We start from the raw sequence: 15982 nt of genomic DNA, 5'->3' as shown, positions 1-15982 counted from the left end.
GCAATGCGGCACCGTGGGGACCGGTGGGGTTAACAGGAAATGAAGAAGTGAACACGATGAAGAGCAATTGGCGGAACAAGACCTGGCCGGCGAATCTGCTGCTGGCTGCCGGCGCGGCGTTCAGCGGCGCGGCGCATGCAGTCAATGACCTTCCCGGCGGGCCATCCGTTCGCCAATTGAATCTTCCGGTGGGCGTCACCAAGATCGCCCAGGAGCAGCATTTCCTGCACACGGTGATGATGATCCTGTGCACCGTGATCTTCGTGGCGGTGTTCGCCGTCATGTTCTATTCGATCTGGAAGCACCGCAAGTCGGTCGGCCACAAGGCGGCCAACTTCCATGAATCGGTGGTGGTCGAGGTCATCTGGACCATCGTTCCCTTCATCATCGTCATCCTGATGGCCCTCCCGGCGACCCGGGTGCTGGTGGCCCAGAAGGACACCACCAACTCCGACCTGACCATCAAGGTCACGGGTTACCAGTGGAAGTGGGGCTACGACTACCTCAAGGGCGAGGGCGAGGGCCTGGGCTTCATCTCCACGCTCGACAGTTCGCATCGCGCCCTCTCCGATGCCGGCGCCCGGGGCGACGTGCCCGACAACTTCCTGTTCAAGGTCGATAACCCCTTGGTCGTGCCGGTCGACACCAAGGTGCGCATCATCACCACCGCGAACGACGTGATCCATGCCTTTGCAGTGCCCCAGTTCGGCATCAAGCAGGACGCGATCCCCGGCTTCGTCCGCGACACCTGGTTCCGCGCCGAGAAGGTGGGTGACTACTACGGGCAGTGCCAGGAACTCTGCGGCAAGGAACACGCCTTCATGCCGATCCACGTGAAGGTGCTCGCCAAGGCCGACTACACCGCATGGGTGGACGGCAAGCGCAAGGAAGCGGCCGCCAAGCAGGATGATCCGAACAAGGTCTGGACGCTGCCGGAAATCCTGGCTCGCGGCGAAAAGGTCTATGCCGCCAACTGCGCGGCCTGCCACCAGGCCAACGGCAAGGGCGCAGGTCCGATCAAGCCGCTCGACGGCTCGGCAACCGTGCTCAACGCAGACCACAAGCTGCAACTCCACGTGGTGCTCAACGGCCAGAACAACGGCGCCATGCCCGCATGGAAGCAACTGAGCGACACCGACATCGCCGCCGTGGTGACCTTCACCAAGAACAGCTGGTCGAACAAGACGGGTCAACTGGTGCAGCCGGCTGAAGTGCTCGCGGAGCGCGGCAAGTAAGCCGCCGCCCCCACGACGAAGAGTTTGCAAGGAATACCAAGATGAGCGCAGTCCTCGATCCCCACGGCCACGCACCCGGCCACGGCGACCATGCCCACGACGATCACCACCACCACGCGCCGTCCGGCTGGCGCCGCTGGGTGTTCGCGACCAACCACAAGGACATCGGCACGCTGTACCTGCTGTTCTCCTTCACCATGCTGATGGTCGGCGGCATCCTGGCGCTGCTGATCCGCGCCGAGCTGTTCCAGCCCGGCCTGCAACTGGTCAACCCCGAACTGTTCAACCAGTTCACGACCATGCACGGTCTGATCATGGTGTTCGGCGCGATCATGCCGGCCTTCGTGGGCTTCGCGAACTGGATGATCCCGCTGCAGATCGGTGCATCCGACATGGCGTTCGCCCGCATGAACAACTTCAGCTTCTGGCTGCTGATCCCGGCGGCGCTGATGCTGGTGGGCTCGTTCTTCATGCCCGGCGGCGCACCCGCCGCTGGCTGGACGCTCTACGCGCCGCTCACGCTGCAGATGGGCCCCTCGATGGACGCCGGCATCTTCGCGATGCACATCATGGGCGCGTCGTCGATCATGGGCTCGATCAACATCATCGTCACCATCCTCAACATGCGCGCCCCCGGCATGACGCTGATGAAGATGCCGATGTTCTGCTGGACCTGGCTCATCACCGCCTACCTGCTGATCGCCGTGATGCCCGTGCTCGCAGGCGCCATCACGATGACGCTGACCGACCGCCACTTCGGCACCAGCTTCTTCAACCCCGCCGGCGGCGGCGACCCGGTGATGTACCAGCACATCTTCTGGTTCTTCGGCCACCCCGAGGTGTACATCATGATCTTGCCGGCCTTCGGCATCATCAGCCAGATCGTCCCGGCCTTCTCCCGCAAGAAGCTCTTCGGCTACGCCTCGATGGTGTACGCCACCTCGTCGATCGCGATCCTGTCGTTCATCGTGTGGGCGCATCACATGTTCACGACCGGCATGCCGCTGACCGGCCAGCTGTTCTTCATGTACGCGACCATGCTGATCGCCGTGCCGACGGCCGTGAAGATCTTCAACTGGATCGCGACCATGTGGCAGGGCTCGATGACCTTCGAGACGCCGATGCTGTTCGCCGTGGGCTTCATCTTCGTGTTCACGATGGGCGGCTTCACCGGCCTGATCCTCGCGGTCGCGCCGATCGACACCCAGCTGCAGGACACCTACTACGTCGTGGCCCACTTCCACTATGTGCTGGTGGCCGGCTCGCTGTACGCGATGTTCGCCGGCTACTACTACTGGGCGCCGAAGTGGACCGGCGTGATGTACAACGAAGCGCGCGGCAAGATCCACTTCTGGTGGTCGCTGATCGCCTTCAACGTCACCTTCTTCCCGATGCACTTCCTGGGTCTGGCCGGCATGCCGCGTCGCTACGCCGACTACCCGATGCAGTTCGCCGACTTCAATGCGGTCGCCACCGTGGGCGCGTTCGCCTTCGGTCTTGCGCAGGTCTACTTCTTCGTCTTCATCGTGCTCCCCACCATGATGGGCAAGGGCGAGAAGGCTCCGCAGAAGCCCTGGGAAGCCGCCGAAGGCCTCGAATGGGAAGTGCCTTCGCCCGCTCCATTCCACACCTTCGAAAACCCGCCCAAGCTCGATGCCACCGCCACCAAGGTGATCGGCTGAAGCGCGTAGCGTGATGACACCCGAACAGAAACGAAGCAACCGGCGGATGGGGCTCACGCTGGCCTCCATCGCCGTGCTGTTCTTCATCGGCTTCATCGTCCGCATGGTCTGGATCGGCCACTAGGCGGGATCATGGGCATCGGTCAACGCATCCGCCGCGAAAACGTCCGCATGGTCGGCAAGCTGGCCGTCGTGGCCGCCGGCATGTTCGCGTTCGGCTATGCGCTGGTGCCGATGTATCGGGCCATTTGCGAGATGACCGGCATCAACATCCTGGCCCTGTCCGAGTTGCAGGTGCCGGGCGGTGCGTCCGGCGGCGACAAGGTGCGCCTGCCCGACAACACCCAGGTCGACACGAGCCGCACGATCACCGTCGAGTTCGATGCCAACGTGCGCGGGCTGTGGGATTTCAAGCCCGAGACACGGTCGATGCAGGTGCATCCCGGCCAGCTCAACACGGTGATGTACGAGTTCCAGAACGTGCAGAACCGCCGGATGGCCGCGCAGGCCATCCCGAGCTACGCACCGCAGCAGGCCGCGCCGTACTTCAACAAGCTCGAGTGCTTCTGCTTCAACCAGTACACGCTCGACGCGGGCGAGAAGAAGCAGTGGCCGGTCGCCTTCGTGATCGACCCGAAGATCTCCAAGGACGTCAAGACGATCACGCTGTCGTACACCTTCTTCGAGGTGGGCGGCAAGACGCCCGCGGCGCCCGTCGCCGCCAATTCGGCCGTCGTGCCGCCCGTGACGGAGCCGCGCACATGACCGCACCCGAGGCGTCGAACAAGGGATCGCTCTGGCGGACGGCCAGGGCCGTGGGCTGGTCGTTCTTCGGCGTGCGCAAGAACAGCGCATTCCAGGACGACGTCTCCAAGCTCAACCCCTTGCACATCATCGCGGTCGGCCTGATTGCCGTGATGCTGTTCGTCGGCGGCCTGATCCTGCTCGTGCGCTGGGTTGTCGCGACCTGAAGAACACGTCCCACAGAATTTGAATCGAGAGAAGAAAGCCAGGACCTGATATGAGTTCAACGACCCACGGCACCACGCCCTACTACTTCGTGCCCGGGCCATCGGCCTACCCGGTCATGGCTGCGACCGGCCTGCTCTTCGTCATCCTTGGGGCCGCCCAGTGGATCAACGGCCACCAGTGGGGCGCCTGGGCGCTGCTGGTGGGCATGGTGGGGTGGCTCTCGACATTGTTCGTCTGGTTCCGGCAGTCCATCCGCGAAAGCGAGGGTGGCATGTACGGCTACAAGATCGACCTCTCCTACCGCTGGAGCATGAGCTGGTTCATCTTCTCGGAGGTGATGTTCTTCGGCGCATTCTTCACTGCGCTGTGGTGGGCGCGCTCCCATGCGCTGCCGTCGCTCGGAAATCTCGACAACGCCCTGCTGTGGCCCGATTTCAAGGCAGTGTGGCCGACCATGGTGGCCGGTGCGACCGGTTCGCCGGCCGACATCGTCGAGCCCTTCCAGACCGTCGGGCCGTTCTGGCTGCCGACCATCAATACCGCGCTGCTGCTGAGCTCAGGTGTCACGCTCACGATCGCCCACCACGCGCTGCGCGCCGGCCATCGTGCACAGACCGTGCGCTTCATGTGGCTCACCGTGCTGCTGGGCCTGATCTTCCTGTTCGTGCAGGGCTACGAGTACCACCACCTGTACACCGAACTGAACCTCAAGCTCAGCTCCGGCACGTACGGCTCGACCTTCTTCATGCTGACCGGCTTCCACGGGCTGCACGTGTTCATCGGCATGCTGATGCTCTTCTTCATCACCTTGCGCATCCGCAAGGGGCACTTCACGCCGGAGCGTCATTTCGGCTTCGAGGGCGCCGCCTGGTACTGGCACTTTGTCGACGTGGTGTGGCTCGGCTTGTACTTCACGGTCTATTGGCTTTGAGCATTACCGACGGCACAACAAAAAAGCGCCGCAAGGCGCTTTTTTCATGGTTCTCCTGGAACGAGCACAACCTACTTGCCGACCGGCAGGCCCCCAGGCTGGATGTAGCCCAGCTTCCAGGCCACCAGGACGCACAGGAACAAAACGACCGACAGCCCGATCCGAACGGTGAGCGCGCGCACCATGCCGCCACTTTTGGCGCGGCCGTTGCGCCCGTCCTTGAGCATGAAGAACAGCGCAAACCCGAGACTCGCCAGGATGCCCAGGAAGGCGAGGGCGACAAAGTATTTCATGACCCTCATTATCGGCCGCCGGCGCCACCCCACGGCATGAACGCGGACTCTGCGGCCGTTCCGCGCGCATCGCGGCGCTGGCGCTTCTGGCTGGTCACCGCGATGGCGGTGATCACGATCTCGGCGACGGTTTCGCTGGGCCGGTGGCAGCTCTCGCGGGCTGCGCAGAAGGAAGCCATCCAGGCCGAGATCGACACGCAGAAGAGCCTGCCGCCGCTCGATCAGCAGGCCTTCCTTGCCTTGGACAAGCCTTCGTCCACGCTGAATCGCCCGGTACGGCTGCGCGGCCTCTGGCTGACGCCGCACACGGTCTATCTGGACAACCGCCAGATGCACGGCGTGCCGGGCTTCTACGTGGTGACGCCCCTCGCTCTCGAAGGCACGGACAAGACCGTGCTGGTCCAGCGCGGCTGGGTGCAGCGCAACTTCACCGACCGGACCCGGCTGGAGCCGGTCGAGACGCCCCCCGGCCTGGTTGAGGTGACCGGCCGAATCGCACTGCCGCCGGCACACCTGCTGGAGTTGGGCAAGGCGGACGCCGCGGCGCCAACGCCGGGATCCGCGGGGTCTTCTGTCATCCGGCAGAATCTGGACCTTGAAGCGTTTCGCGCCGAAACCGGTCTGCCATTGCGGACCGACGTCTCCTTGCAGCAGACCGGTCCGGCGTCCGAGGGTCTGCAGCGGGATTGGCCGGCCCCCGCGCTGGGTGTTGAAAAGCACTACGGCTATGCATTCCAGTGGTTCGGCCTCTCGGCCCTCGTCGCAATCCTCTATGTCTGGTTCCAACTCATCGCCCCCTTCCGCCGCGCACGCGCTGCACGCCGTGGCTGACGAGCCGCTCGGGCTGACCGTGCACTCGATGCCGTCGCCGCGGCAGGCGCTCGCGGGCGCGGAAGGCCGGCGGACGGTGCTCGGCCGCTGGAAGATGATCGCTGTGCTGCTGTGCTGTGCGGCACCGGTGATCGCTTCGTACTTCACTTATTACGTGATCCGGCCCGAAGGCCGCAGCGTCTACGGAGAACTCGTCGACCCGCAACGCCCGGTACCGAACATCGCCGGCACGTTGCGCGACGGCAAGCCGGTCCAGTTGTCCTCCTTCAAGGGGCAATGGCTGTTGGTTGCAGTGGGCGATGCAGGATGCGACTCGCTGTGCGAGCAGCAGCTGTACCTGCAGCGCCAGTTGCGCGAAAGCCTGGGACGCGAGAAGGATCGGCTCGACCGCGTCTGGATCGTCAGCGATGCGGCGCCGATCCCCGAGCGCCTCGACAACGGCCTTCGCGGCGCAACCGTGGTGCGCGTGCCGGCCGCGCAGATCGCGCAGTGGCTCGCTCCCAGCCCCGGGCATGCACTGGCGGAACACTTCTTCGTGGTCGATCCCATGGGCAACTGGATGATGCGTTTCCCCGCCCGCATGGACACAGCCGGCGCCGGCCGCGCCAAGCGCGACCTCGATCGCCTGTTGCGCGCATCCGCCTCGTGGGACGAGCCGGGCCGCTGATCTCGCCATGGACACGACTTCGCTCTACGACCTCACTCCCATCGCCTGGCTGATGGCGGTCGGCGTGCTGATCGCGCTGGGGCCGCTGCTCTGGGTCTGGCGCCGCAATGCCGGCAGCGGCCCGGCGCGGCGGCTGCATGCGCTGACCGTGCTGACGCTGTTCCTGACGTTCGACCTGACCCTTTTCGGCGCCTTCACCCGCCTGACCGATTCGGGCCTCGGCTGTCCGGACTGGCCCGGTTGCTACGGCAATGCCAGCCCGCTCGGCGCGCGCCATGACATCGCCATGGCGCAGGCGGCGCAGCCGACCGGTCCGGTCACGCACAGCAAGGCGTGGGTCGAAATGGTTCACCGCTACCTGGCGACCGGCGTCGGGGTGCTGATCCTCGCGCTGGCCATCGCCACCTGGGTCGCGCGGCGACGCCAGCGCATGGCCGACCACGTCGGAGAAAAGCCGCTCAGCGCATGGTGGCCCGCCGCCACGTTGGCGTGGGTGTGCCTGCAAGGTGCGTTCGGCGCCATGACGGTGACCTGGAAGCTCTACCCGGCGATCGTCACCCTCCATCTGCTGGGCGCCGTCGTGCTGCTGGCGCTGTTGTGCATCCAGGCCGTCCGCTACCAGCAGGCGGCGGCGCAACGCATGCCCACGGCCGTGCCTTCCGGGCTGCGCACCCTCCTGATCGCGACGACCGCGTTGTTGGCACTGCAGATCGCCTTGGGCGGCTGGGTCAGCACCAACTATGCGGTGCTCGCTTGCACGCAATTCCCGACCTGCCAGGACAGCTGGTGGCCCCCCATGAACTTCGCACAGGGCTTTCAGATCTGGCGCCAGCTCGGCGAGACGTCGGGCGGCGCGCCCATCGACTTCGCGGCGCTGACCGCCATCCACTATGCGCACAGGCTCATGGCCTATGTCGTGTTCCTCGCCATCAGCGTGCTGGCCTGGCGGCTCCACGGCATCGGTTCGCTGCGAGCCCAGGCGCGCTGGCTGGGAGGCCTGGCCCTGCTTCAGCTCGCGACCGGACTGGGGAACGTGCTGCTCGGCTGGCCCCTCGCCGCAGCGGTGCTGCACACCGGCGGCGCCGCGGCGCTTGCGGTGGTGCTCACCTGGACGATCTGCGAAAGCCGGCGCGAGCGTGCCACGGCGATCGCATCGGCAGGTGCTCGCAGCCGCGGGATGGAGGTCGCCCGATGAGCGCACCCGCTTCCGTCCACGGCCCGACGACCGCCAGCGTCCTGCGCCAGTTCTATGCGCTGACCAAGCCGCGCGTGGTGCAACTGATCGTCTTTTGCGCGCTGATCGGCATGGTGCTCGCGGTGCCCGGCGTACCGACCCTCGGCGACCTGCAGCAAGGCGCGCTGGCCTGTCTCGGCATCTGGCTGGTCGCGGGCGCCGCCGCGGCCTTCAACTGCCTGGTCGAAAAGGGCATCGATGCCAAGATGAAGCGGACCGCATGGCGGCCGACGGCACGCGGGCAACTGAGCGACCGGCAGGCGCTGATCTTCTCCGCGGCGCTTTGCGCCATCGGTTCGGCGCTGCTGTGGTTCACCGTGAACCCGCTGACCATGTGGCTGACCTTTGCGACCTTCGTCGGCTACGCGGTGGTCTACACCGTGATCCTGAAGCCGCTCACGCCGCAGAACATCGTGATCGGCGGCGCGTCCGGCGCGATGCCGCCAGTGCTGGGTTGGGCTGCGATGACCGGCGAAGTCGGGCCCGAAGCACTGATTCTTTTCCTCATCATCTTCCTGTGGACGCCGCCGCACTTCTGGGCCCTGGCGCTGTACCGCGTCGAGGACTATCGCAAGGCCGGGCTCCCGATGCTGCCGGTGACGCATGGCAATGAGTTCACGCGCCTGCAGGTGCTGCTCTACACCTTCATCCTGTTCGCGGCCTGCCTGATGCCCTTCATCTACGGCATGAGCGGCTGGCTTTACCTGGCGGTCGCCATCGGCGTGAGCATCGGTTTCACGGGCTATGCCTTCGCGCTGTGGCGAAATTACTCCGATGCGCTGGCGCGCAAGACTTTCCGTTTTTCACTGATCCACCTGAGCGTGCTGTTTGCGGCGCTCCTGGTCGATCACTACCTGCGATGAAGCATTCGATGAACAAGCGGCAAGCTCTCCAATGGATGGCAAAGACAGCGGCCTGGGCCGGCGTGGCAACAGTCGCGGGGGTGAATCTCGCGGCTTGCACCGAGTCCAAGCCCAACTTCAATGCGGTCGACATCACCGGTGCGGACTACGCGAAAGACTTCTCGCTGACCGACGCCGAGGGCCGCGTTCGGACGATGGCCGACTTCAAGGGCAAGGCAGTCGTGCTGTTCTTCGGCTACGTCCAGTGCCCGGACGTCTGCCCGACGACCATGTCCGAAATGGCGCAGGTCAAGCAGCAGTTGGGTGCGGACGGCGACAAGTTGCAGGTGCTGTTCGTGACCGTCGACCCGGCGCGCGACACGCCGGAGGTGATGAAGGCCTACATGGGTGCGTTCGACCCCTCCTTCATCGCGCTGATTCCGACGGCCGACCAACTTGCGGCCATGACGAAGGACTTCAAGGTCTACTACAAGAAGGTGGACGGCAAGACGCCCACCAGCTATTCGATGGACCACTCGGCGGCCAGCTTCGTCTACGACCCGCAGGGCCGCCTGCGCCTCTACGCGCGCTACGGCGCGGGCGTGCCGGCGATGGTGTCCGACATCAAGGCCCTGCTGAAGTCCTGAGCCGGACGCCGTGGGCAGCGTCGACCATCTCAGGGAGCGCAAGGGCGCCTTTCGCATCGCCCTGATTCCGCCTGAAGTGCTGGAGGCCCTCAATGAGGGGCTGATGGAAACCGTCAATCTGAACGAGTTCCTGGCGCTCGAACTGCCACGCCTGGCGCGCAGTGTGGCGACGCACATCGGGCTCGACGCCAGCAGCGAGCGCCTGACCGATACCTTCGCGATGCTGGCGGCCTTCAAGCCGATGCAGCGCCACGGCCACATCGCCCGCGCGCTCTATGACCTGACTGCGCAACATCCGGAACGCGATGCCGTGGCCCATCTGCTCGCCACGCATCCCAGCGACGTGGCACGCTGTTGGGCGACGCAGTGGATCTCCATGTCGAGGCTTCCCTTGCCGGAGCAACTGGCCTCGGTTCGCCGCTTTGCCGCGGATTCGCATTTCGGCGTGCGCGAAATGGCGTGGATGGCAGTGCGGGATGCAACGATCCAGTCGCTCGACGAGGCGCTGCGACTCCTTCAACCTTGGGCAATGGATCCCGATCCGAACATCCGCCGCTTTGCGAGCGAACTCACGCGGCCCCGGGGCGTCTGGTGCGCGCAGGTCGAACGGCTGAAGGCCGAGCCCTGGGCTGGCGTGGAACTGCTGGAGCCGCTGCGGGCGGATCCCAGCCGGTATGTGCAGAACTCGGTCGCCAACTGGCTCAACGACGCCAGCCGGACCCAACCCGCCTGGGTCGAACAAACCTGTGCGCGCTGGCTGGCGGAGAGCGACGCGGCCGAGACGCGCTACATCGTGCGGCGCGCGCTGCGCACCCTGTCGAAGCGGACGGCCGAAGAGCCCTGAAAGCAAAAAGCCCGGCGCGGGCCGGGCTTTTCGGGGAGGGGACGGCCTGGATCAAGCGTATTCCGCGAGCGCCTTCTTCATCTTCTTCATCGCCGCCACTTCGATCTGGCGGATGCGCTCGGCGCTCACGCCGTAGACCGCCGCCAGGTCATGCAGCGTCATGCCGCCCGATCCGTCGTCGTTGACCTTGAGCCAACGCTCTTCCACGATCCGGCGGCTGCGATCGTCCAGGGCTTCCAGGGCCGTCGAGATGCCGTCGGTCGACAGGCGGTCGCGCTGCTGCGATTCGAGCTGAGCCGTCGGCTCCTGGGTCGCGTCCGCCAGGTAGGCGATGGGGCCGAACCCTTCGTCGCCGTCGTCGGACGGACTCGGGTCGAGCAGGACGTCGCCACCGGAGAGGCGTGTTTCCATCTCCAGCACTTCTTCCGGCTTCACGTTCAACCGGGTCGCCATTTGCGAGACCTCGTCAGGGCTCAGCGTTTCACGGTGCGTGCCGCCGTCGGCAGCGGCCGAATCGGCCTTGAAACCCTGCTTCATCGAGCGCAGGTTGAAAAACAGCTTGCGCTGCGCCTTGGTCGTCGCGACCTTGACCATGCGCCAGTTCTTGAGGATGTACTCGTGAATCTCGGCCTTGATCCAGTGCATGGCGTAGCTCACCAGCCGAACGCCCTGGTCGGGGTCGAAGCGCTTCACGGCCTTCATGAGGCCGACATTGCCTTCCTGGATCAGGTCGCCGTGCGGCAGCCCGTAGCCCAGGTATTGACGCGAAATGGAGACGACGAGGCGCAGGTGCGACAGGATGAGCGCACTGGCGGCTTCAAGGTCGTTGTTGTCGCGCAATTTGCGCGCGAAGCCCTGCTCTTCCTCGAGCGTCAGCAGCGGCAAGCGGTTGGCTGCCGAAATGTAGGCGTCCAGGTTGCCCAGCGGGGGCACCATCGACCATGGATTGGCGACGGCGAGCTGGTTGGCAGAGGCTCCAGACAGTGTTGTCATGCGGGAAACTCCTTCGTTCTTGGCCATATGCTGACCATATTAGCACTCGGTTAGAGGGAGTGCTAAGGTAAGGGTTCCCACCTATTTTCTATCGGGTTGATAGCGTCTGCCCATGGGCAAACGCCCTGTTCGGGGGAAGGAGCCGGCTTACCAGCGCATTCCGAGCCGCAGGAAGATCCTCGACAGGACGAACAGCGGGCCGACCCAGAGGTATTGGATGTCCTCGAAGAAGGAAGGTTTCCTGCCCTCGATCTTGTGGCCGACGAACTGAAAGATCCACGCCACGACAAAGATGGTGGCGGACACCGGCAGCACAAGATCTCCCAGAGCCTGGACCGCCGCCAGAAGCGCGACGGTGCCCACGAGCATCGTGATCAGGAAGGCGGGGGAACGCAGCATCGCGTAGTACACGAGGCTGGCCGCCACGAATGCGTAGGCCACCCAGGGATGCAGCGCGAACAGCAGCCCGACGATGCTGAACATGATGGCCGGGATCGCCACCATGTGAATCGCCTCGTTGGTGGGGTTCTGGTGGCTTTCGCCATAGTGGGCGAGCAGGCGGTCGACTTTCCTGTCGGTGCTCGTCAGCGGCGCGGCTGCGGTGTTCATGCTGTCTCCTCGGCTCGTTTTTTGCGCCAAAGATGATGCCAGATCGCCGGCGCCCCGTCGCTTGGGACTTCTACCCCAGAAGGGCCTGGGCGAACTCCCGGGCATCGAATGTTTCGAGGTCTTCCAGCTTTTCGCCCACGCCGATGAAATACACGGGAATCGGCCGCTCGCGGGCGATGGCGCACAGCACGCCACCCTTGGCCGTGCCGTCCAGCTTGGTGACGACCAGTCCCGTGAGGCCCAGGGCTTCGTCGAAAGCCCTGACCTGTGCCAGCGCGTTCTGCCCGGTGTTGCCGTCGATCACCAGCAGGATCTCGTGCGGCGCGGTCGCGTCCGCCCGGGTGACCACGCGCTTGATCTTCTTCAGTTCGTCCATCAGATGGATCTGGGTCGGAAGCCGGCCGGCCGTGTCGACCAGAACCACGTCCTTGCCGCGTGCCTTGCCGGCGTTGACCGCGTCGAAGCTCACGGCCGCGGGGTCGCCGCCTTCCTGGCTGACGATTTCCACCGTGTTGCGATCGGCCCAGACCAGCAATTGCTCGCGCGCAGCCGCGCGGAAGGTGTCGGCAGCGGCTAGCAATACCGAAGCACCTTCATTGGCCAGATGCTTGGTGAGCTTGCCGATCGAAGTGGTCTTGCCGGCGCCATTGACGCCGGCGACCATGATCACGGTCGGCGTGTACTGGCCGATCACCAGGGACTTTTCCAGCGGGCGCAGCAAGTCCGCGATCGCGTCGGCCAGCAGCACCTTCACCTGCGCGGCGTCCGTGGCCATGTTGCTCTTGACCCGGCGGCGGAGGTCCTCCAGGAGGTGCTCCGTCGCCTTGACACCCGTATCGGCCATCAGGAGGGCCTCTTCGAGCTCTTCGTACAGTGCGTCGTCGATCTGGGCATTGACGAAGGCCGCCGTGATGCTGTTGCCGGTCTTGCGCAGGCCATTCTTGAGCTTGCCGAGCCAGCCGGTCCGTTCAGGCACGGGCTCGGGTGCCGGTGCTGGTGCCGGTGTTGGTGTTGGTGCCGGCACCGGGACAGGCGCGGGCGCGGGCGGCTGAACAGGGACCGGCGCGGCGGATACAACCGGGGCAGGGGCGGGTGGGGTCGGCGGGGCGACAGCCGGCGCCGGTTCTGGCGCCGCAACGGGCGCGGCCACCGGCGGTGGCGCTGGCGGCGGCTCGGCCACCGCTGGCTTGCCGCCAAACCATGTAGAGGGCGAAAAGACCGACTTCGCAGGCGCCGGCGGCTCTGCGGGGGCCTCGGACGGCGTCTCCGCGGGCGCCGCAGACGGCATTTGTGCCTCGGATGGCGGTTTTTTCTTGAAGAAACTGAACATTGCGTGGTTTTTACAATCCGAGCCATTCTATGAAACACCCCTCGCCACGCCGCGCTGCGTTTGGTGCGGTGCTGGCCTCGGTGCTCATGGCACCCTGGGTTCTGCCCGTCCACGCGCAAACTCCTCCCTCGTCGCCTCCATCCGCAGCGGCATCCACCGCCCCGGTTCCGGCAGAGCAATTCACCCTCGCCAACGGCATGACCCTGATCGTCAAGCCCGACCGCCGCGCGCCGACCGCCGTCCAGATGCTCTGGGTTCGGGTCGGCTCGGTGGACGAGGTCGACGGCACCTCGGGCGTCGCGCACGTGCTCGAGCACATGATGTTCAAGGGCACCAAGGACCTGAAGCCCGGCGAGTTCTCCCGCCGCGTGGCCGCGCTCGGCGGGCGCGAGAACGCCTTCACCACCCGCGACTACACCGGCTACTACCAGCAGATCCCCGCCGACAAGCTCGAACAGGTGATGAAGCTGGAATCGGATCGTTTCGCCAACAACCAGTGGGCGGACGACGAATTCAAGCGCGAGATCGAGGTCGTCAAGGAAGAGCGCCGCATGCGCACCGAAGACCAGCCGCGCTCCCTGCTCGGCGAGCAGCAGAACGCCGCCGTCTTCACCGCCTCGCCGTACCACCGTCCTGTGGTCGGCTGGATGAGCGATCTCGATGCGATGACGCCGGACGACGCCCGTGCCTTCTTCAAGCACTGGTACACGCCGGCCAACGCGGCGATCGTCGTGGCTGGCGACGTCGATGTAGCCAAGGTGCGTGCCTGGGCCGAGAAGTACTACGGCTCGATCCCGGCGCGCGCGGTGCCGGCCCGCAAGCCGCGCGTCGAGCCCGTTCAGCGCGGTGTCCGCCGCATCGAGTTCAAGGCGCCCGCCGAGCAGGCGTACGTGTCGCTCGCATACCGCGTCCCGCAGATCGACCCCGCAGACAAGTTCAAGGGTGATATCGATCCCTATGCGCTGGTGGTTCTGGCGGCTGTACTCGACGGCTACCCAGGCTCCCGGCTCGATCGTGCATTGACGCAGGGGCCCGATCGCGTGGCCGATTCGGCCGGCGCCTACTCGGGCTTCGTCGGTCGCGGCCCTCAGTTGTTCGTGCTGGATGGCGTTCCCGCAGCCGGCAAGACAACGGAAGCGGTCGAAGCCGCACTGCGCGCCGAAGTGGCGAAGATCGCCCGCGAGGGCATCGGCGAGGCCGAGCTGGCCCGCGTGAAGACGCAATGGGTCGCCAGCGAAACCTACAAGCTGGACTCCGTGATGTCGCAGGCGCGCGAACTCGGAAGCAACTGGGTGCAAGGCCTGCCGCTCGACGCGAGCGAGCGCATCATCGAACGGCTCCAGGCCGTGACGGCACAGCAGGTCCAGGCCGTAGCCGCCAAGTACTTCGGCGACGACCAGCTCACCGCAGCCGTGCTGCGGCCCCTGCCGCCCGAAACCGCCCGCCGTCCCCGCGGCCCTGCAGCGCCGGCCGGCGATCTGCGCTGAAAGAAGGCTGAATCCGCATGTTCATCCCATTCGATATCCGACGCGTCTCGCGTCGTGCCGTTCTTGCCGTTGCCGCGGCCGTCTTGACTGCCGGCGCCCACGCGGCGATCCCGATCCAGCACTGGACGCTGCCGAGCGGCGCGAAGGTCTATCTTGCCGCCACCAACGCGCTGCCCATCGTCGATGTCCAGATCGACTTCGATGCGGGCGGGCGACGCGATCCTCCCGCGCAAGCGGGTCTCGCGTCCGTGACTGCGGACATGGTCGAAAAGGGCATTCGCGCCAGCGGCAGCGAACCCGCAATGGACCAGAACGCCCTTGGCGAAGCGTGGGCCGACCTGGGCGCCGACTTCGACGCGGGCGCCGGTTCGGACCGCACCAGTTTCACGCTCCGTACGCTCTCCAACCCGGCATTGCTCGACAAGGCCGTACGTCTTGCCGCGCGCGAGATCGGCGAGCCGGCGTTCCCTGAAGACGTGTGGAAGCGCGAGCGCGAACGCATCAACGCCGCCATCCGGGAAGCCAACACGAAGCCCGCGACGATCGCCGAAAAGGCGTTCTCGCAGGCGGTGTACGGGACGCATCCCTACGGGCTGGACACCACCGAAGCCACGCTGGCGCGGATCGACGTCGCCACGATGCGACGCCGCTACGAGCAGCTGATCGTGCCGTGCCGCGCCAAGGTCAGCATCGTCGGCGCGGTGACGCGCGAGCAGGCCGGGGAGATCGCGACAGCGCTGCTGTCCCGCCTGCCGTCGTCGTCTGCATGCACGGAACTGCCTCCCGTGCCCGAGGTGGCACCGCTCGCTGCCGCGAAGGAGGAACGCATCGCGCATGATTCCGCGCAGGCGCACGTGATCATCGGCCAGCCCGGCTACCGGCGTGCCGACCCGGACCATTTCGCGCTGACCCTCGGCAACTACGTTCTCGGGGGCGGCGGCTTCGTCTCGCGCCTGACCGAACAGGTGCGGGAAAAGCGGGGCCTTGCATACAGCGTCTACAGCGGCTTCTCGCCGGGGCTGCATGCGGGCGCGTTCCGCATCGGCTTCCAGACGCGGCCCGACCAGGCGGACGAAGCGGTCAAGGTTTCGCGCGACGTGCTCGCGAAGTTCGTCGCGGAGGGCCCGACCGCTGCCGAATTGAAGGCGGCCAAGGACAACCTCATCGGCGGCTTCCCGCTGCTGCTCGACAGCAATCGCAAGCTGCTGGGCAACGTCGCGAACATCGCCTGGAATGACTTGCCGCTGGACTACCTCGACACCTGGACCGCCCGCATGAACGCCATCACGGCGGCGGACATCAAGGCGGCGTTTGCCCGCAAGCTGCAGCCGGACCGCATGGTCACCGTGGTCGTGGGCGGCGGCAAGCCCTGAAATTCGCGCGGC

Annotated in this window: 18 protein-coding genes; 14 read left to right on the top strand and 4 right to left on the bottom strand. The window is 65.7% G+C overall.

The window, feature by feature from the left end:
- Positions 1–56 precede the first annotated feature (56 nt).
- From coxB to QTH90_RS22460, 6 genes are read left to right on the top strand one after another with little or no spacing between them, the layout of a single operon-like run.
- Positions 57–1235, top strand: a complete 1179-nt coding sequence (gene coxB / locus QTH90_RS22485; protein WP_286666792.1) for a cytochrome c oxidase subunit II — start codon at positions 57–59, stop codon at positions 1233–1235.
- Positions 1236–1276: 41 nt separating this feature from the next.
- Positions 1277–2917, top strand: a complete 1641-nt coding sequence (ctaD, locus tag QTH90_RS22480) for a cytochrome c oxidase subunit I (protein WP_286666791.1) — start codon at positions 1277–1279, stop codon at positions 2915–2917.
- Positions 2918–2930: 13 nt separating this feature from the next.
- Positions 2931–3041, top strand: coding sequence for a cytochrome oxidase small assembly protein (locus QTH90_RS22475; protein WP_444814753.1), 111 nt, complete (start codon positions 2931–2933; stop codon positions 3039–3041).
- An 8-nt stretch (positions 3042–3049) separates the two neighbouring features.
- Positions 3050–3682 carry a cytochrome c oxidase assembly protein gene (locus QTH90_RS22470; protein WP_286666789.1) on the top strand — a complete coding sequence of 211 codons (633 nt, stop codon included), beginning with the start codon at positions 3050–3052 and terminating at the stop codon, positions 3680–3682.
- Positions 3679–3888, top strand: a complete 210-nt coding sequence (locus tag QTH90_RS22465) for a DUF2970 domain-containing protein (RefSeq protein ID WP_286666788.1) — start codon at positions 3679–3681, stop codon at positions 3886–3888. Before QTH90_RS22470 ends, QTH90_RS22465 begins: the two co-directional genes overlap by 4 nt.
- 50 nt (positions 3889–3938) lie before the next feature.
- A complete protein-coding gene (locus tag QTH90_RS22460) occupies positions 3939–4820 on the top strand; it encodes a cytochrome c oxidase subunit 3 (RefSeq protein WP_286666787.1) in 882 nt (293 codons plus the stop codon).
- 71 nt (positions 4821–4891) lie between these two features.
- Here QTH90_RS22460 and QTH90_RS22455 read toward each other — a convergent pair whose 3' ends face one another.
- Positions 4892–5122, bottom strand: a complete 231-nt coding sequence (locus QTH90_RS22455; protein WP_286601275.1) for a twin transmembrane helix small protein — start codon at positions 5120–5122, stop codon at positions 4892–4894.
- Positions 5123–5149: 27 nt separating this feature from the next.
- On the opposite strand from QTH90_RS22455, the gene QTH90_RS22450 reads away from it, so the two are divergent.
- The 6 genes from QTH90_RS22450 to QTH90_RS22425 are packed head-to-tail and all read left to right on the top strand — an operon-like array spanning position 5150 to position 10178.
- A complete protein-coding gene (locus QTH90_RS22450) occupies positions 5150–5944 on the top strand; it encodes an SURF1 family protein (protein ID WP_286666786.1) in 795 nt (264 codons plus the stop codon).
- Positions 5886–6611, top strand: a complete 726-nt coding sequence (locus QTH90_RS22445; RefSeq protein ID WP_286666785.1) for an SCO family protein — start codon at positions 5886–5888, stop codon at positions 6609–6611. Before QTH90_RS22450 ends, QTH90_RS22445 begins: the two co-directional genes overlap by 59 nt.
- A gap of 7 nt (positions 6612–6618) precedes the next feature.
- Positions 6619–7806 carry a COX15/CtaA family protein gene (locus QTH90_RS22440; RefSeq protein ID WP_286666784.1) on the top strand — a complete coding sequence of 396 codons (1188 nt, stop codon included), beginning with the start codon at positions 6619–6621 and terminating at the stop codon, positions 7804–7806.
- The gene (gene cyoE / locus QTH90_RS22435) at positions 7803–8708 is read left to right on the top strand and encodes a heme o synthase (RefSeq protein WP_286666783.1); all 906 of its coding nucleotides are present in this window, start codon (positions 7803–7805) and stop codon (positions 8706–8708) included. Before QTH90_RS22440 ends, cyoE begins: the two co-directional genes overlap by 4 nt.
- A gap of 8 nt (positions 8709–8716) precedes the next feature.
- The gene (locus tag QTH90_RS22430; protein WP_286666782.1) at positions 8717–9334 is read left to right on the top strand and encodes an SCO family protein; all 618 of its coding nucleotides are present in this window, start codon (positions 8717–8719) and stop codon (positions 9332–9334) included.
- Positions 9335–9344: 10 nt separating this feature from the next.
- Entirely contained in the window at positions 9345–10178 is an 834-nt protein-coding gene (locus QTH90_RS22425) for a DNA alkylation repair protein (RefSeq protein ID WP_286666781.1), read from the top strand.
- A 51-nt stretch (positions 10179–10229) separates the two neighbouring features.
- Here QTH90_RS22425 and rpoH read toward each other — a convergent pair whose 3' ends face one another.
- From rpoH to ftsY, 3 genes are all read right to left on the bottom strand, one after another.
- Positions 10230–11171 (bottom strand): RNA polymerase sigma factor RpoH, encoded by a 942-nt coding sequence (rpoH, locus tag QTH90_RS22420; protein ID WP_286666780.1) that lies wholly within the window; start codon positions 11169–11171, stop codon positions 10230–10232.
- Between the two features lie 147 nt (positions 11172–11318).
- Positions 11319–11780 carry an Mpo1 family 2-hydroxy fatty acid dioxygenase gene (locus QTH90_RS22415; RefSeq protein ID WP_286666779.1) on the bottom strand — a complete coding sequence of 154 codons (462 nt, stop codon included), beginning with the start codon at positions 11778–11780 and terminating at the stop codon, positions 11319–11321.
- Positions 11781–11850: 70 nt separating this feature from the next.
- Positions 11851–13110: a signal recognition particle-docking protein FtsY gene (gene ftsY, locus QTH90_RS22410; RefSeq protein ID WP_286666778.1), complete on the bottom strand. Its 1260-nt coding sequence runs from the start codon at positions 13108–13110 to the stop codon at positions 11851–11853.
- Positions 13111–13139: 29 nt separating this feature from the next.
- Here ftsY and QTH90_RS22405 point away from each other — a divergent pair, with 29 nt between their 5' ends.
- Both QTH90_RS22405 and QTH90_RS22400 read left to right on the top strand, forming a co-directional pair.
- Positions 13140–14597, top strand: a complete 1458-nt coding sequence (locus QTH90_RS22405) for a M16 family metallopeptidase (protein WP_286666777.1) — start codon at positions 13140–13142, stop codon at positions 14595–14597.
- A gap of 17 nt (positions 14598–14614) precedes the next feature.
- On the top strand, positions 14615–15970 hold the full coding sequence (locus tag QTH90_RS22400; RefSeq protein ID WP_286666776.1) for a M16 family metallopeptidase: 1356 nt from the start codon (positions 14615–14617) through the stop codon (positions 15968–15970).
- Positions 15971–15982 lie beyond the last annotated feature (12 nt).

Source organism: Variovorax flavidus (assembly GCF_030317145.1).
Taxonomy (GTDB): Bacteria; Pseudomonadota; Gammaproteobacteria; order Burkholderiales; family Burkholderiaceae_C; genus Variovorax; species Variovorax flavidus.
Note: the sequence above shows the minus strand (reverse complement) of the source record. Positions and strands in the feature narration are given on the sequence as shown.

Bases quoted from the DNA above. Each gene is read 5' to 3' on its own strand.
- ftsY (WP_286666778.1), bottom strand. From the start codon at position 13,110: ATGTTCAGTTTCTTCAAGAAAAAACCGCCATCCGAGGCACAAATGCCG.
- QTH90_RS22430 (WP_286666782.1), top strand. From the start codon at position 8,717: ATGAACAAGCGGCAAGCTCTCCAATGGATGGCAAAGACAGCGGCCTGG.
- ctaD (WP_286666791.1), top strand. From the start codon at position 1,277: ATGAGCGCAGTCCTCGATCCCCACGGCCACGCACCCGGCCACGGCGAC.
- QTH90_RS22460 (WP_286666787.1), top strand. From the start codon at position 3,939: ATGAGTTCAACGACCCACGGCACCACGCCCTACTACTTCGTGCCCGGG.
- QTH90_RS22405 (WP_286666777.1), top strand. From the start codon at position 13,140: ATGAAACACCCCTCGCCACGCCGCGCTGCGTTTGGTGCGGTGCTGGCC.
- QTH90_RS22415 (WP_286666779.1), bottom strand. From the start codon at position 11,780: ATGAACACCGCAGCCGCGCCGCTGACGAGCACCGACAGGAAAGTCGAC.
- QTH90_RS22400 (WP_286666776.1), top strand. From the start codon at position 14,615: ATGTTCATCCCATTCGATATCCGACGCGTCTCGCGTCGTGCCGTTCTT.
- rpoH (WP_286666780.1), bottom strand. From the start codon at position 11,171: ATGACAACACTGTCTGGAGCCTCTGCCAACCAGCTCGCCGTCGCCAAT.
- QTH90_RS22440 (WP_286666784.1), top strand. From the start codon at position 6,619: ATGGACACGACTTCGCTCTACGACCTCACTCCCATCGCCTGGCTGATG.
- QTH90_RS22465 (WP_286666788.1), top strand. From the start codon at position 3,679: ATGACCGCACCCGAGGCGTCGAACAAGGGATCGCTCTGGCGGACGGCC.
- QTH90_RS22470 (WP_286666789.1), top strand. From the start codon at position 3,050: ATGGGCATCGGTCAACGCATCCGCCGCGAAAACGTCCGCATGGTCGGC.
- QTH90_RS22445 (WP_286666785.1), top strand. From the start codon at position 5,886: ATGTCTGGTTCCAACTCATCGCCCCCTTCCGCCGCGCACGCGCTGCAC.
- coxB (WP_286666792.1), top strand. From the start codon at position 57: ATGAAGAGCAATTGGCGGAACAAGACCTGGCCGGCGAATCTGCTGCTG.
- QTH90_RS22455 (WP_286601275.1), bottom strand. From the start codon at position 5,122: ATGAGGGTCATGAAATACTTTGTCGCCCTCGCCTTCCTGGGCATCCTG.
- QTH90_RS22450 (WP_286666786.1), top strand. From the start codon at position 5,150: ATGAACGCGGACTCTGCGGCCGTTCCGCGCGCATCGCGGCGCTGGCGC.
- cyoE (WP_286666783.1), top strand. From the start codon at position 7,803: ATGAGCGCACCCGCTTCCGTCCACGGCCCGACGACCGCCAGCGTCCTG.
- QTH90_RS22475 (WP_444814753.1), top strand. From the start codon at position 2,931: ATGACACCCGAACAGAAACGAAGCAACCGGCGGATGGGGCTCACGCTG.